Consider the following 16,487-nt stretch of genomic DNA (forward strand, 5'->3'; position numbering starts at 1 on the left):
CCGCCCACGGGGGCGACGATTAAGCAGGCCTGACAAGTTCAGTTGTACTAACGACTAACTCGATACATCGACACGGACGCAGGACAACTTGCCTTTTATATTTTCATCACCGTCATACGCCTTGATCATAACAACGCCGCGACTGACGATGGTGCCGACCGGTTTGCTTCTGAGCTGGTCGATGGATATCCATTTTGTTGTCAAGGGGTCGATATACGTCTCGAGCCCAAATACCCAGCCTCCCGAATCATTACAGTCTCTGGATTCCAGGTAAATCTTCATGGCTGAGCGCACATTATCCAGCTTGATAAAACTCATCTCATCGTTCGTGCACGAATGATCGCGCTCGTTGAGATAAACCGTGTCGTCCTGGGCGGTAAAGGTGCAGTTCTTGCCTCCGCCATCAGCGTTTGCTGCGAGCATGATCAGTCGAACCGCCTGTGCCTGGGGCTTTGGCACGGGGCTGTGGGACGGGACGAGCGTACAGCCTGTCAAACCCGTAAGCGCCATGCAGGCCAAGGTTTTACTTAACGCATTCATGATAATGACTCCCTGTCAGTGTGTTGCATCAATGCCTCATTCGGGCAGCGTTTCCGAATAGAAGGTATGCATGAGACGGTTGCGCCTACCGGCGCCGTCGGCCAGAAAACCGATTCGCCGTTTATGGGCATTGCCTTGCTTATCGACCAACAGAACTACCAGTTCACCCGTCAATTTGTCGCGTGCGGGGTCACCTTCCGGGATGTATTGAAGGCCCCGGAGGCGGTGCAGGCTGATGACCAGTTTGCCGGCCTCGAATACGGACATCTTGACGTCAATGTCCAACGACTTAATATCGCCCATCACGTCCTGAAGCGCGTCGTCGAAGTGCACTTTGCTTACATCACCGGGAACCGCCGGGTCGTCGAAGATAAATCCCGTCCAGCTGAACATGACTTCGTTTTCCTGCTGGCTCTCCCAAAGAATGATCGACGTATTGATCACATCACTGTCAGGCTCGGAGGGCAGAAACTTCAGCGTCTGGAAACTCACCCATTGCTGGGTATCGGGGTTAATGGCAGCCAGCGTCCAGTAATCAGTAGTTTCGAACTGGTAATCGAAATGCACATCCTCACCGAAGTCCGGAGGCCCCTCCACCGGCGGCTCAACCGGAGGATCTCCGCCATCCCCATGAGCACGCCGCGGAAGGAAGGTGTAATTGCGGGAATCGAACGTTGGCAAGCGTCGCGGCGTTATTTCAACCGTGCTGTTCACATCTTCATACCGCACAGAGGTCCACCAAAAGCCGGTAGCGTCGGCCCGGAAGGTCGCGTGGAAGACGCCGACAAAACCCGTTTCCGCCCGACTGTGCAGGTAGAAGTCCTGCACGACTGGCCGTTGCGCATCCAGGCCCGATTCAGCAGCGGAGATGCCGGTCCCGGACAGCTCGAAACGGTTATGTTGACTGCGCACGCGCCACGCCTGCTTATCGCCCTCGGACATGCCGTCGAGAGGGGGGAGTACTGACTCGATATTTTGGCCGGTTTCATCGTCTACCAGACGCATGGAGGCCCTTTCAGTGGGACTCAGCTCGTACTCGATTTCGTTGTCCGGCATCACCTGGGTCTTGACCTGCAGCCTGATTTGCTGATAACCGTTGGGGTACAGATTACCTTTGGTATTGTCAGGTGATGACGAGCCAGGGACCGTGATGGTAAACATCGACATTTCGGTCCAACTGCCTTCATCGATGACCTCGGATAATTCGATGACGCTATAGCCGCACGCCAGAACCACCCCGTTGTTCACCACTTCACAGCTCACCACGCTACTGGCGACAAGCGTCTGATCGGGAGGCATGAAAAGCCCCTGCCGATCAACAGTGCCTGGCCCCCCCACCACCTTCCAGCGTCGCTCAAGCCCGGGCAGCAGTGCGCGGTCATCCTGTAGCTGCACCGCTACCTTTGGCCGTGCTCTGGGTACGAAAGCCGGCTCGACACGCAGCATTTGCTGCCCGTTGGCAACAAGCACCGTTGCGATGCCAAGGTCATTGCCCGACGCTTCTATCTGTTGCACGGCCAGCGCTCTTTTCCCGGACCTGGCATCCGGACTGAAAAGCGCGCCCTTGCCGGCCTCACTCAACCTGCCAAGCTCGGAGCCCAGCAACGCCCAGCTCACCGGGCTGCCGTCAAGCGTCGAAGCCGCCAGCGAGACCGTTTGCAGCGCAGCCCCCCCTGGCACTACCGTTACACGTGGCGCCAACTCCATGCTGCGTGATACCACACCCACCAGCGCCGAGACCTTGACGACAGCGCCTGACTCTTCATACGTGGCTGTGATTACCACGCGCAGCGCGTCATGGCCGATCGCCTCAATACCCGCCGCCGTGTAGACGCCGCTGGAAGAGATGCTGCCGCTTCCGGCAGCCAGGTGGCTTTGAATGCTTAATGCACTCCAGCTGGTGGCCGGTATTTCTTCGCCTTGCGGGTTGCACAGGACAAAACGCTGCGTCTGCCCGGCCGTCAGGGTCGAGAACAGGGGTGTGATACTGGCCTGTTTCGACCGAAGGCCGCCAAACAACAGCAGGTCATCCGGGCGGTGCTGCTCAAGTGGTTCGAATACGCATCCACCGGTGAACTTCAGGCTGTCCGCCACCTGCAGGCCTTCACGCTCGATCATCGACTGAGTCTCCTGCGAGAGCATCAGCACCGTGCCGTAGGTTGACTGACCGTCTGCCCCACGATCATCAGGTATCGGATAAACGAAATCATCTGTCGGCGGAAACACGCCTTCGGCGTCGCTATCCTGCGCGTGCATGAACAGCACAAGCGCGCCATCACCGGTCGTGTCCATGCGCGCATCGCTTGAACGCGGCGCGGCGCGGGCAACAAGCCGCAAGCTGCCTGGAGTCTGAACATGGTAGCGATTGAGCTGTGCCTGCAGCACTGAGAAAACCCGGCGATGAAGCGCAATGTCCTTGAACGCCTCAGCAAAGAAATCCGCCAGTCGCTGGTTGATCGCCTCATTGACGCCCCCCAGACTACAGGCAACGCCAGCCCCGCCGGCCAGATCGAGCAGCACATGCCCCTCCTCATCCACGAAGAGCTCGACAGTCATCGCCAGCCTGAAGCCCATGGGCTCGCTGATGATGAAGCTGCCGGACACGGTAGTTACACTCCCCTCCGGCTGATGCAAGCCGCTGTAACGGCCAGACACGATGTTCATCGTGACGAGGACACTGCTGGAGCCCGGCGAGTCAGGCAGAAACGACAGGACCGGCACGCCCAGCTCGACCTGTTTCAGACGAACAGTGTCGCCTTGTCGCTCATCCACCACGATGTCGCCGGTGAACAACGGCAAGAAGGCCAGATCCTGATAGCGCTCGATGTATTGTTGCTCTATATGCCGGTTGAGCTCGCTGCGACTGACTGCCGCGACGGCTCCCCAGCCTTGGGTCAAGGTACCTGCACCCGCTCGCTGCACAATACCGCTCAATGAACGGGGCATTGCGTTAGCCGCCGTGCCCCCCGCTGTCCCGGTCAGTGCCTGCAACACACCGGAGGAACCACTCAATGGCAGCGGCAGAATCAAGTGCCCGGCCATTGTGCCAAAAACCTCGTCTTCAAATTCTGCAAACACGACAACGTAGCGTTCGGGTGCTTTGGCATCACTGCTGTACACACCCGTGGCGTCTATAGAGCCCGGCCCATCAATACTCCAGGTGACTGGAAGGTCACGGCCATTGACGACGACTTTCAGCTCGGCACGCTGATCATTGACGCTGGCAAGCGTTATGAACAGCATCGGAGGGTGGCGAACGACCAGTACCTGAATCGATTGGGTGTGCTGATCGTCGCTGACCGTTATTGTGTCAAGGACATAGGTATTCCCTGCCCCCCCTGCACCGGCGACGTAAAACTTCTCATGCGATGCATCAACGCCGTCCTCAAGCGTCCCGCTTTCTCCGGCTACCGGATCGACCACCGTCCATTTCAGGCTGGTTGCACGCGAACTGCGTGCTGTAAGCGCTACCCGCTGACCGTGATTACACACCTGAATCAACGGGCTGACGCTGACGCTGCTGGTGAGCACCGTCACCACAGCGGTACTGTAATGCCCCGACACCGGGTCCATCGCCTTGATCAGTACACGCTGAAAGCCCTGCTTTGCGGGCAGCGCTGCGGGCGCCGTATACCGACCCTGCTTATCGATTTCTCCCAAACCTTCAGTACCGTCATCCGATGGATCTTCCAGGGTCCAGACGATGCCCGACCGCGCAGGCTGGGTGGTCAATTGCAGCGCTTCTCCCGTAGCGATCAATGCCTGGTGCCCGGCGATACTGAACGTCGACGCACCGGGATCGATGCGACCGAACACGACCTGGTCATAAGGCAGGCGCTTGAGTACAGGTTGCAACACTTGCTCGTCGGGCAATAACCAGCCGCCCAGAAAACGCTCGGCGCCCGTTGCATCCAGGGTTTTGCTCAACCCTTGCAGCAACGCGTGCTTGACGGTGTAGGCCACGAAACCGTTGACCTGCTCCAGCTCCCCGGCACTCAGGTTGTCCAGTGTTCCTGGAACGGCGCTGACTTCATGGTCGAACAGGTAAGGTGTATAAAGATGCCCTTCCACTGCCTGACCATCCGACCCACCTTCGGTCAGATGAAACTCATGCCTGAGGCTGATGTTGAAGGTAGCGTTGTGCGATTGCCATTCATCGCTGTCCAGCGCTCTGTAGCGAAAGCCCAGCGTGCAGGGAAATTCCCAGGTCTGCGTGGTCTGGGCGTACTCGAAGTCAATGGTCAGGGGATGCTGGGCGTTGAAGGCCTGAACGCTGAACGGTTCCGATTCAAAGACGAATTCCGCGCTGCGATATTCTCCAGCCGGAACTGCAAACGTGCCGGCCTGAGCGACCATCCGCTGCAGCGGTTTATCGTCCGGAACGCTGAAGCTGAAGTCAGGCGCTTGCAGCATTTGTATCACCGCATGGCCAAAGGCAGCACGGTGCAGTGCGTGAGAGGAAAACACAGCGGTCGCCGAGTACGACTGCTGAGCATCGTTGGGAATCAGGTAACGGAAGTCGGAGTCGCCACCCGGAATCCCGCCCGTCACGCCGTATTCCATGGTCGCAAACAGCAGCAACGCGCCTTTTTTATGGACCGATACAGCATCGGGGCTTTCAAGCTGTGATCGCACATCGATTCTACGTACATTGAGCAATTCGTTGCTCTGCTCGTTGAAAATACCCAGCCTGAACTGCTGCTCATGATTTTCCGGGTTGCTGAACCAACCCTGAAAAAAGTCGCCGATCTTCTCTCGTTCGGTAGAACCGCCCGGAAAATCCAGTGAAAGGTTTTCAGCCAGACCAAGGTCCACCACCAGATCCGCGCTTTGACTGCTCAGTTCCAGATCGAAATCCAGGCCTGGCGCGTTCAGTGGGTCGTAGGCTGCGATTCTGTGAACATTGTGCTGCCCTTGAGCGTTCTCTACCACGGTATGCAAACCGGCGATAACCGGAATGCGCCAGGCCAGCAGCGAATGCTCCAGAACGCTGTGCTTGAACGACAAGCCTGGTGGCCCGAGAACGCAGCCCGAGAAAATATGGCAATCATGTGTATCGGGAATCGTGATACTTCCGTCCGGCACCGGACGCGACATTCCCTGGGCCAGACTCTGTTGGTAAACCTGGTCGAGGAGCTCGTTGACCTTGTCGCCATCCAGAGCAATGATCGCGTCCCAGCCTCTGAGACGCGTGGTATTTTTCATCCATGCCAGCAGACTTTCCGCTGAATAACCAGCCATGACATCACCTCCTGTGATGTTGATATACAAAGACCGATGCGCATTCGGTCAGGACGCCGGTACTTCTTTGCCCTTCATCAATTCCAGCTCCGGGGCAAACCCGCCCACCGGTAGCGGCAATATGATATGCCCCTCCATGACGTCAAAGACTGGATGATCGGCCTCGGCAAAAATAAGCACAAACCGGTCAGTCGACGATATGTCGGGGGTGTACAAGCCGTCACTGATGCTCCCGCTCCCGGCGCCTACTCTCCATTTGACGCCAGGCAGCGCAACGGCATTGGCAAACGCTTGCAGTTGAACCTGATCGGCACGAATGGTCACAACGTCCACGGGCTTGTCGACCTTCGCAACCTCCAGAACTTCAGAAACCTCCACGGTTTTTACGACTTTCACCGTTATCAATGGGGTCTGATGCTTTACCAATACCCACGACGAAACACTCGCCTGCCCGCCGGTCACGACTATCTGATCCAGAACATAGGTTTTGCCGGGCACCTTGTGCGCCGCGACGTAACGGTGATCACCATCAGCCAGTGCACTGCCCTCCAGAACACCGCTTTCGCCGGGAACCGGATCCTTGAGCGACCAGTGCATTTCTTCTGTGCCGAGCGAACCTGCCTCAAGCTCCACAATCTGCCCGGCGTCACACACCTGAATCAACGGATTGACGGTGATCGGGTTGGTCACGATCGTGACCAGCGCCGAACTCTGATAGTTGGAGTTCATGTCAGTGGCCGTCACCCGAACACGCGTGAACGCAAGCTCGGTCAAAGAGGCTTCTGGCGCGTAATATCGGCCGGTGCCATTGATGGCACCGAAGTTCTGCGCATCGCCCTGCAGACGTTCGACACTCCAGGTCACATTCGCACCCGGCGGTTGAATAGAGAAGGTGGTGGAACTGTCGACCACCATCAGATGCTCCGCCGGGCTGACGACAAAGTCTGCCCCGGAGCTGTTGATGCGGCCGAAGGCGGCTATGTCTCTGGGCCCACGCAGTACATCAGGCACAATGGCTTCGTTGAAATTGAGATCGATACTGTCCCGGATGAACGAACTGATCGGCACACGAGTAGCGAGTTTGCGTGCCAGTGCGGCTTTGATGTCGGACTCGAACGGGTCCTTGTTCAACTTCTCAAAATTGCTTTTTACCGCCTCTATTAAAAACAGTAATGAAAAGCTGTTTGCTGGTGGAGGGATCTCCACGAAAGTCAGGCCATCGATGATGGTGTTTATCGTGAGGCTGGGGATCAAAACCAAGTCGTTGTTTTCTTCGGCGAAGGTATAAATGCACCGTACATCGACCGTGACGACCTTGCTCATGACCAGCAGCGCCCCATGGCCTGGCAACGTAAGCACAACGCCGGGGGTTGCTTTGGACTTCCAGGTCAATGCCACCGTGCCATCGGCAATGAGCTCCACAGACAAAGGCGTGCTCCCCAACGCATCAAGCCAGGTCTCGGTTTTGTAAACATTTGCCAGGACTGACACGCCATCGATTTGAACCTGGACATCCTGGCTGCTCGACTCGGACGTCTTCAGTCTCCCCGACGTGGCAGTCGCCTTGACCAGTCGGCCGGAGCCATCATGAACAGGTTTGAACACCACGCCTTCAATAACCGAAGCAATGGTCTTGGTCACTTCACCTATGAACAGTGCCGCCTTGAACGTACGCTCCGCACTGAACAACACGGTGGCCGAGTAATCTTTCCCGACATCATCCGGTATCAGGTATTGGTACTCTACCGGGATGTCGCCGCCTTCCTGACTGCCTTCCAGACGAATGAACACCAACACGGCCCCGTCGCCGTAGTTGGCGGCATGCGGGTCGAGAGATGCAGCGGGATTGGTCTGGGTGCGCAGTTTGAAAGACTGTGGGTGCATCAGATTATTCGTGCCACGCTTGATCACGCCAAGCGTCCATATGCGCTCCTCGTCCGGCAACGCATTGAACAAGGCTTTGAAAAAAGCTCCGCCGAGTGCCCGGTCAGTCCTGTCAGCCGCGAAGGTAAGAATGAAATTGTCACTGTCCTTGAGGTCGAGCCGCAGCCGGCCATCGCTCTCGATATTGCCCGGGACCCTTTCCAGCGCGAGATCCAGTGTCAGCTTCGGACCTTGCAGCGCATCGATATGGATGACCCTGTAGGCTTCCCAATTATCGACGTTATTCTTCATCGTCAATTGGGTTCCGCCCAGGATCGAACAGGTCAATGTCGCATGAGACTGACCGAGGTTATCGTTCGAGAAGGCCAGCCTGGGCGCATCCAGAATAAAATTGTGAATGCATTCTTTAAACCCTTCGCTCAGTCTCACCTCTCCGCTCACAGGCTTTAGATAGGTATCCGACGAAAAACGCGCGACATACTCCTGAAGCAACAGGTTATTCACCTTGCCTCGGGCCATTGCAGCGATGGAGTCCCAACCCCACATCACATTATTGTCGAGGTCTTTCATCCACTCGGTCAGGTGGTTCAGCGTGTTATTGGCCATGGGGTTACGTCCGTGTATGTGTGGGGTCATGCCAGTGGCTGTTGCGTCCTGCGCCAGCCTGCCGGCCTATAAAAAAAGACCGTCCAGTACGATGAAATCAATAGACGGAAACTGTGTGTAATTCGCCCCGTCATCAAAGCTGACTTCGACCGTGACGATGTTGGTCAGACTCTTTCTTTGCAGACTGTCCAGGAAATCCCTCGGGATGATCACCGGCACCTGCCTGGCATCGTATTCCGCCTCAGTGAGCGGTTCGGCGGCGCCGGTACGTAGCCCGAGCGCTTGTGGCGAACCCGACTGGGACAAGCCAGTAACCTTGATTCGTACCCGTTGCCCGGGTGCCATGTAGGCCCAGGATGCCAGCTCGAGAAGCGCACCTTCCGGTGGCACACAGTCAAGGTAAAGCAGGGTATCGGTAACGCGTGGTCGCATGATCTGGATATATGGCCAAACGGGGCCCAGGCCTCTGACTTCCAGCTTGAAGACTGGCGAAGTGCCTGATTGCAACGGTGAAACGACGCTGTAATAGACGCTCACCCACTTGTCCATATTGGCCGGGACCGCTGTGGACGGGATGATGAACAGGTGCGGGTTGTCTGGCGAAGGATCGGCGATAAAGCTGCCCGTGCCTGTATTGCCCTCCCAGTGCATCTGTATCGTGTAGTCGTCGCCGATGAACACATCTTTCGGTATGCGAATTTTCACCCCGCTCAGCAGCAACGAGGCATAGATATAGCCCACTACTCCCCATTCTTCAGCGCTCTCGATCTGGGCGTCGTCGATAACGGGCACAGGAAGATCGAGCGGACGGCTCAGCGTTACCTTGAGCGGCAACGAGCTGGCGGCATGGCCCGGTCGCGCATACTGATACATCAGCTCGATGTTCTTGCCGTTATTGGCAGAAAGCCAGGCCTTCGCCAGCGAGAACTGCAGCACGCCACTGTCGATATTGGATATGTCGGCCCTCAGGGTCTGCACCAGCTGATTGCCGCTGGAGATGTAAACCACGACATCGTCATTGATCTGCATGCCGAAAGGATCGATCAGCAGGGTGATGCCGCCAGGGAAGGCTTCCGGGTCCAGTGAGCCGCCGCTGAAATCCTTGATCTTCAAGGCCGGCAATAACGCCAAGGAGGGTATGACCATGGCCAGCGACTGGGTGACCGAAACCGTTGTCAATGCGGGATCGCCGTACTCGATGAGGTAGCTCATCAGCGCGAAGCCACCCGTTTCAATTGGCACCAGTTCGTTAGTCGGTATCGACCACTGCAAAGGCTGGCCCACCTCTTCCAGCGCCAATACCCGGGACAGGATAACAGGGAGCGCGAAACTGCCGTCACTGTAATAAAGATCCAGTGTGAGGGTCACTCTGTCGCCCTCGCGCATGGCCAGATACGACGGCGTCACGATCGACAGCTCAGAAAGATCCCACAGCAGGCCGGGGTCAAGCTTCAGATCGTGAGACTCCTTGCATTGCGGCACCCCCAGCCCGGCGGCGGCTGACGGACGTTTGCCGACATAGAAGAACAGGCGCTGGGATTCCTCGATGCTGCCTTCGACTACATACGAGTAAAACACCCAGCCCTGGTCAAGCCTCATCAGCAACGGGTTAGTGATCATCAGCAGCATACCTTCAGGCTGCAGCCCCGCGACCTCGATCAAATCGTTGACGTAGTCGTCCACTTCGCCCAGGGCGCCGCAACCTCGCCAGTTGGGCATGAACCGATCGCCGTTCTTGATCCCTGGGTAGTCGATCCAGGTGGTCAGGTCGGCACTGCCCAACTGATCCAGATCGAGGTAGTTCCCGGGCTGCTGCAAGTCAGGCACCTTGGGGGCGGGGAAATTCAGCGCCATGAGTGAGACTCCTTTCTCGTTTCCGCTGAAATGGGTAGGTCGCAAGGGTTGACCCTGCAAGTGCGGATAGGACTTTTTTTACGCCGATGCCCATCGGTTGCCCACTAGCACTACTGCTAGGTTGTTGCCCGGGTAAGGACTGTTAGGGTTAGGCAAGACTTCCAGCCACACGGACGCCTCAGGGCGTTCAGGCTTGGGGGTCGTCAATGACCAGAGCGCAAGGACTGCACAATCGTCAGACACCGCTGCGCTTGGCACGCATCAATCAGCGAGGTCCGCTCCATGGCTGCTTCCACTTCCGTGCACTCCAACGCGCTCAATTTCATGAGTTGTCTGAAAAGCGGCGTCGACCCACGCACCGGGCTTTACAACATATCGATCAGCATGCCCGATCTGCAGAGCAATGACCTGCGCGGGCCAGGGTTCCGACTCGACCTGTCCTACAATCAGCTCAATACGCTGGACAGCGGCTACGGCCTGGGCTGGAACCTGCAGTTGTCGCAGTACGACCCTGCCACCCAGATCCTGTCCCTGAGCACAGGCGAGACCTTCCGGGTCGACGGCACCGGCAGCAACGGTCTACTGACGATGACCGAGAAGAAAATTGACACCTTCCACTTCTACAAACAGGACGATACGTCTTACCGGGTGGTGCACAAATCAGGTCTGATGGAAATCCTCAAGCTGCACAGCAGCGGTAATAAAAAAATGGCCTGGGCGGTAAAGATCATCGCCCCGTCGGGACACAGCATCGCGCTCGAGCACACGGTGTTCAACAGCAGCACCTACAGACTTGCTTCGATCACTGACGACCTGGGTCAGACGCTGTTGGCAATTGCACGCAGCAGTACATCCGTCGAGCTGAAACTGCATCCGTACGCGGGCACTGGCGGTACTCCACTGGCGCGCTTTTTGATGACCCTCACCGGCACAAAACACGTAACGTGCATCACCCTGCCCACCGAGAACAATGCGTCGTGGCGCTTCGAATATGCCCTGAAGAACGGCAATCAGTTATGCATCAACCATGTAGAGACGCCCTCTGGAAGCAGCGAAGAAATTTACTATCAGGATGAAGGCCATGCGTTTCCATCCAGCGCCGCTCGCCAGCCCATACCCAGAGTGACAAGACACATCACCGATCCCGGCCTCAGTCAGGCAAAGGTCGATGTGCGATATACCTACAAGGACGGCCAGCAACGCTCACGAAATTTTCTCGGTGCCGGGTTGCCCATCGCCTGGAAAGACGACGGCCTGGACAACCTCTATAAATATCTGCAGGAGTACAACTATGTCTGTACCGAAAGCCTGTGGGTCGACAACAAGGCCGTGCGCAGCATAGAGCGCACCTTCAACCGCTTTCACTTGCAGACCCGCGAAGTCACCACCCAGAACAAAAACCAGCAAACGGTCACCACCGCCTACAACATCCTGGAGGACGTGCATTACTCCAGACAGCCCGACGATTGTCAGCTACCCAGCGAAGTCACCACCCGTTGGCAACGGCTGGACGAGCCTGAGCGCACGCGCACAGAAACCGTCACCAATACCTATGACCGTTACGGCAATCCGCTGGTGCATACACGCGCCGACGGGATCCAAGAAGTCAGCAGTTGGTACCCGGCCGCCGGTGGCGACGGTTGCCCGGCCGATGCGGAAGGGTTTGTCTCACGACTGAAAGAAAAAGTGGTCAAACCCGCCCTGTCGTCGCAGCCAGGGGCCCCTACCCTGTCCAAACGTTATCGCTACAGCGCGCTGCCTGCACTGACCGGCAGCGAGTTACCCGACTGGATCGTGCCGGAAACCGAAACACTGCTGCAGCTTGAAAGCGATGGAACCTCTGTGGAGTTGCAAAAGATCCTGCTGGAGCACATCAACCAGCCGGACGCGCCTTTCCAGCATGGTCGAACCGGGAAAAATATCGAGTCCCTGAATGGAAAGGACACCGTTACCGTCTACGAGTACAGCCACGCCAGCATCAGTCACAGCAACAGCAGCAACCGCAAGAACAAGGGTAAGGGCAACAACAAGGACAACAGCGAACACTTGCAGGTCCCGGTACAGCTGATAGAGATCACCACTATCGGCTTCGACAATGCCCGCATAAGCAAGCAGCAACAGCAGTCGTTGTTGACCGGCCAGGTGCTGATGACCCTGGAAGAAGGCGTGGAGATCCGCTATGCCTATGACGCGCTCAACCGGCTTACCAAGGAAACGATCGCACCGAATTCAAGTGCTGGCTATGAAGCCAGTCGCGAGTACGAGTACACCCTGTGTTCCGCTCCGGGACAGCATGCAGAACAAGTGCTGACCGACGCCCGCAAGGTCAGGACTCGCTCTGTCATGGATGGCCTGGGCCGGGCAATACTCGAGGAACGGGACCACATCGACAGCAATGATCTGAAAGCGATGCGCATGATCCATACAGCGCAATACAACGCCTGGAACAATGTGCAATACGAAATGGATTACGACTGGTTCGACAACCAGCAACGGTTCACCACGCAAAGTACCTACACCTACGACGACTGGAACCGCCAGTCTGTCATTACCTCGGATCACGGCGTACAGACCCACCAGTACTACGACCCCATCGGCAGTGAAGAACATAACGGTCCGGTCCAGAAGACGTGGGTGCAAAGCAGTGACGCAGAACCTCTGATCAGTGGTCGTAGCGAGACCTGGCTGAACATGTTCGGCAAACCGGACAAGATCAAGAGCCAGAACGCAGCAGGAGAAGATCTGGGCTCACAAACCTTTCTCTACGACGGAATGGGGCGCTGCACGCAGCAGACTGACGAGTCAGACGACACAACCCTGTTCAGCTATGACGCCTGGTCGCGCATGGTCAGAACACGCTTGCCGGATAGCAGCGAGGCACATCGTGAATATGAACCGTTCAGCACCACCGAGCTGCCGACCAGCCTGAGCGTGATTCATCGGGACGGTATTACCAAAACCCTGACAGGCGAACAGAAGTTCGACGGGCTGGGCCGTCTGACACGGACTCAGGCAGGGCAACGTGTGGAGCACTACAAGTACGAGGATGGTCAAATGCAGGTCAAAACCCGCACGACGGCCATGGGTGATGCCATCAGCTACACCTACAAGCGGGAGCTCACCGACCAGATCGTCTCCAGAACTGCACCGGATGACGCTGCCCGTTTCGACTATGACAACGTCAGTGCCCGCCTGGTCTCTGCCACTAATCAGCAGGGCAAGCGCGCTTACGCTTATGACGCGCATAACCAGCTGACCAAAGAGACCTGGGAAGATCTGCAAGGCCGGACCTGGCAAACCCTGCATCGGACATCCTTGCAGGGCCGTACGATGTATCGCACCGATGTCGAACAAAAAGAGGTCAAAAATCCGGTTAAAGACGTAGTCAAGGGCCGGGTTAGAGGCGGCGTCAAAAACAGTGTCAAAGGCGTGGAAACGACTTACCGGTATGACACGTTCGGCCGACTCGAAAGTGCCGCTCAGGGCAACGTGGAGGTGACCACCCGGTATGACACACTGGGTCAGCCCTGCGAGATGACAACCCATGACATCGTCGCCGGGACCCGCCTGATAAACCGTATGGAATATGACGACCAAGGGCAGGAAGTGCTCAGGACGCAGATTGCCGACAATCACCCTGTACGTACGCTGGAACAGCAATGGCAACCGGACGGGCTCATGCGAAGCCGCCACTTGCGGGAAGCGGGCAACACGCTGCTGCTGGAAGAGTTCAGGTATGACACCCGAGCCCGGCTGACCGGCATCACCTATTCAGGCAGTAAGTTGCCAGTGCACGCTTCCGACAAGGCGATGCTCAGCCAGACGTTCACCTTCGACGAGCTGGACAACATGACCCTGAGCTATACCAAATTTGCCGACGGCAACACTGAAACAGCCACTTTCCGCTATGGCAAAGAGGGTGACCCCGACTCCGAGGACCGATGCCAGTTACTGGGCATCACCTACAGGCCTCCACGGGACACGCCGGACCCGACGTTCAGCTATGACGCCAACGGCAATCAGTGCACTGACGAGCATGGCAACCAGTTGCACTACGACAGCCAGAGCCGCCTTCTTCGGGTGGCAAAACCGGCGGGTGAGCCCATCAACACCTACACGTACGACGGCCATAATCATCTGGCCACCACCCGCAATGGCAGTGACAGCGAAATACTGCGTTTTTATCAGGGCCAGCAGTTGAGCAGCACGGTGCAGGACGACCGACGTACTCAGTTTCTGCACATTGACGAGCAACCCATAGGCCAGCAGATCATCGGAGAACCTGCCAAAACCCTGCTGTTGCTGACGGATGCGAACCAGAGCGTTCTCGGTGAGTTCCAGCAGGACATGTTGCGAACGGCTGTCTACAGCGCCTACGGAGAACGCCACAGCGATGACGTGCTGCTCAGCGTTGCCGGGTTCAACGGCGAGGTGTGCGAAACAGATACGGGCTGGTACCTGCTGGGCAACGGCTACAGAGCCTACAACCCGGGCATGATGCGTTTTCACAGCCCTGACTCCTTGAGCCCCTTTGGTGCAGGCGGGGTCAACCCCTATACCTATTGCCTGGGCAATCCCATTGCCTGGCGCGACCCCACCGGGCATGACGCCAGCTCCCAGAGTGGCAGGCTGCGACGACCCGATGAGGATGAGATACCTGCAGAGATGTCGGGGGGTATTGGAATGATGACCTGGGTCATGCTTGCGGTTGGCGTAGCGTTCACGGCAGCAGGTGCCTACGCGACATATGCATCGTTTGGATTGGCCGCGCCCGCCTCGGTTCCTGTAACGGTCCTGGGTATCACGATGACCTCACAGGCGGCGGCCTACGTCGCAACCGGGGTGCTGGCGGCAGGGACCGTTCTGGGTGCTGCATCAACGGCTGCCACTGCTTATGGTGCGGCGAAAGGAGACGACACAGCCCTTCGGATAGGGGAATACGTCGGCTACGCCGCGATACCTTTGGACGTCGGTGGGATGCTATTGAAAAGTGCGGTTAAAAGCGCGCTCAAGGCTACGACCAAGGCTTTAGACCAAGGAAGTAAGATATTGAGGAGATCACTTGACGATTTGCAGGCCGCGCCTGGAATAGCTGCGCGACGTGGGTCTGCCCCAGCGAATTTGGCCGTACCCGGATTGGTTAGGGATGGGGAGATTCCAAGAGCGTCCATCTTGAGGGGTGTGCCACCTCAACCGAACCCGCGGCCGACGAAAGGGCCTAACGCCAGGGTCAACCAGCAATCGGCAACTAATACAGCAGCATCCAGTGGCCCTTCATGGCTTCTACAGCGAACGGCTTTTCTTAAACCGATTCCCGGCTTAGGGCCAGACGTATTCCAGGTTATACGCGATATTCGCATGTACTAAAGCTGAACTTCCCGCCGCTGACAAAAAACTCGTGACTGTCGGCGGCATTTCAGTCATCGCCTCTAATTCTATACCGTTACATTTGCCCTTCGGGTTCTCTGCCCGAACAAAAAATCACAGCCCCATGAAAAACCCGGAACAACATAAAACTCAAGATTTTAAATGTATGACACTAGTTTAGGAAATATCCTACACCTCCCGCCATTAAACAAAGTGCTTCAGAGACTTTGCAACTAACGCTCCTGCTGTAAACTCCCGCCCCGTCATGACACACAACACAAACCGTCTACCAAGACACCATTAATAGTTACATTTTTAGTCCTGCAACTTTAATACTTATAAGGTTTTAATCGTGAACAAAATGCTATCCGTATTGGGCCTTGCTCTGGCGACTACACTGACCGGCACTGTCGCATCCGCCAACCCCGGCCCCGGCACCATCCGTTTCGAAGGCAAGATCACCGCCACCACCTGCCCTATCGAAGTGGTCAATCCGGGCGATGGCTCTATCGGCAACGTGGTGAACATGGGCTCTATCGAAGCCAACCGTTTCACCGGCATCGGTGACGAACTGTCTGGCAAGAGCTTTGCCCTGCGCGTCAATGACGACGGTAGTTGCGGTCTTACGTCTGGCGGCGCCGCGAACACTGCCAAAGTCACCTTCATCGGCGCCCCTGACAGCAGCGGCGACTACTTCGGCGTCACCCCTACTGTCGACGGGGCAAAGGGCGTTGCGATCGTGATCAAGGACCAGACCGGTACCTCCATCAAACCAGGCGACGCCTCGGCGCCTTATCCACTGGTCGAGGGGGGTGTCACCGACATGGTGTTCAACGCCTACTACCGTTCGACACTGGCTACCGTTCAACCCGGTGCTGCTTCGGCGGATGTCCAGTTTGTTGTCGCGATCAACTGATACATCGACCCACTCGCTCACTGTGTAAGGATCAATAGTCTTTTCACGTGAAGCATCTTCACTACGTTCAGGTCCGTTC

6 protein-coding genes are annotated in these 16,487 nt (G+C 57.0%); 2 read left to right on the top strand and 4 right to left on the bottom strand.

Features of this window, described 5'->3' with window-relative positions:
- Positions 1 to 54 precede the first annotated feature (54 nt).
- The 4 genes from BLR16_RS17205 to BLR16_RS17220 all read right to left on the bottom strand — a co-directional run bounded on the left by BLR16_RS17205 (position 55) and on the right by BLR16_RS17220 (position 10,125).
- The gene (locus BLR16_RS17205; protein ID WP_074808568.1) at positions 55 to 540 is read right to left on the bottom strand and encodes a hypothetical protein; all 486 of its coding nucleotides are present in this window, start codon (positions 538 to 540) and stop codon (positions 55 to 57) included.
- A 36-nt stretch (positions 541 to 576) separates the two neighbouring features.
- Positions 577 to 5,781, bottom strand: coding sequence for an imidazole glycerol phosphate synthase (locus tag BLR16_RS17210; protein ID WP_074808571.1), 5,205 nt, complete (start codon positions 5,779 to 5,781; stop codon positions 577 to 579).
- Between the two features lie 48 nt (positions 5,782 to 5,829).
- A complete protein-coding gene (locus BLR16_RS17215) occupies positions 5,830 to 8,271 on the bottom strand; it encodes a hypothetical protein (protein WP_074808574.1) in 2,442 nt (813 codons plus the stop codon).
- Between the two features lie 66 nt (positions 8,272 to 8,337).
- Positions 8,338 to 10,125, bottom strand: a complete 1,788-nt coding sequence (locus tag BLR16_RS17220) for a hypothetical protein (RefSeq protein ID WP_074808577.1) — start codon at positions 10,123 to 10,125, stop codon at positions 8,338 to 8,340.
- Between the two features lie 282 nt (positions 10,126 to 10,407).
- Between BLR16_RS17220 and BLR16_RS17225 the strand changes: the two genes are divergently transcribed.
- A complete protein-coding gene (locus BLR16_RS17225) occupies positions 10,408 to 15,492 on the top strand; it encodes an RHS repeat-associated core domain-containing protein (RefSeq protein WP_074808580.1) in 5,085 nt (1,694 codons plus the stop codon).
- A 352-nt stretch (positions 15,493 to 15,844) separates the two neighbouring features.
- Complete coding sequence (locus tag BLR16_RS17230; RefSeq protein WP_003366760.1) at positions 15,845 to 16,408, top strand: fimbrial protein; 564 nt, start codon at positions 15,845 to 15,847, stop codon at positions 16,406 to 16,408.
- Positions 16,409 to 16,487: the final 79 nt, after the last annotated feature.

The sequence above is a fragment of the Pseudomonas sp. BS3767 genome (assembly GCF_900099665.1).
Lineage (GTDB): Bacteria > Pseudomonadota > Gammaproteobacteria > Pseudomonadales > Pseudomonadaceae > Aquipseudomonas > Aquipseudomonas cerasi.

Excerpts from the sequence above, each read along its gene's own strand:
- BLR16_RS17220 (WP_074808577.1), bottom strand. The coding sequence starts at position 10,125 with ATGGCGCTGAATTTCCCCGCCCCCAAGGTGCCTGACTTGCAGCAGCCC.
- BLR16_RS17215 (WP_074808574.1), bottom strand. The coding sequence starts at position 8,271 with ATGGCCAATAACACGCTGAACCACCTGACCGAGTGGATGAAAGACCTC.
- BLR16_RS17205 (WP_074808568.1), bottom strand. The coding sequence starts at position 540 with ATGAATGCGTTAAGTAAAACCTTGGCCTGCATGGCGCTTACGGGTTTG.
- BLR16_RS17210 (WP_074808571.1), bottom strand. The coding sequence starts at position 5,781 with ATGGCTGGTTATTCAGCGGAAAGTCTGCTGGCATGGATGAAAAATACC.
- BLR16_RS17225 (WP_074808580.1), top strand. The coding sequence starts at position 10,408 with ATGGCTGCTTCCACTTCCGTGCACTCCAACGCGCTCAATTTCATGAGT.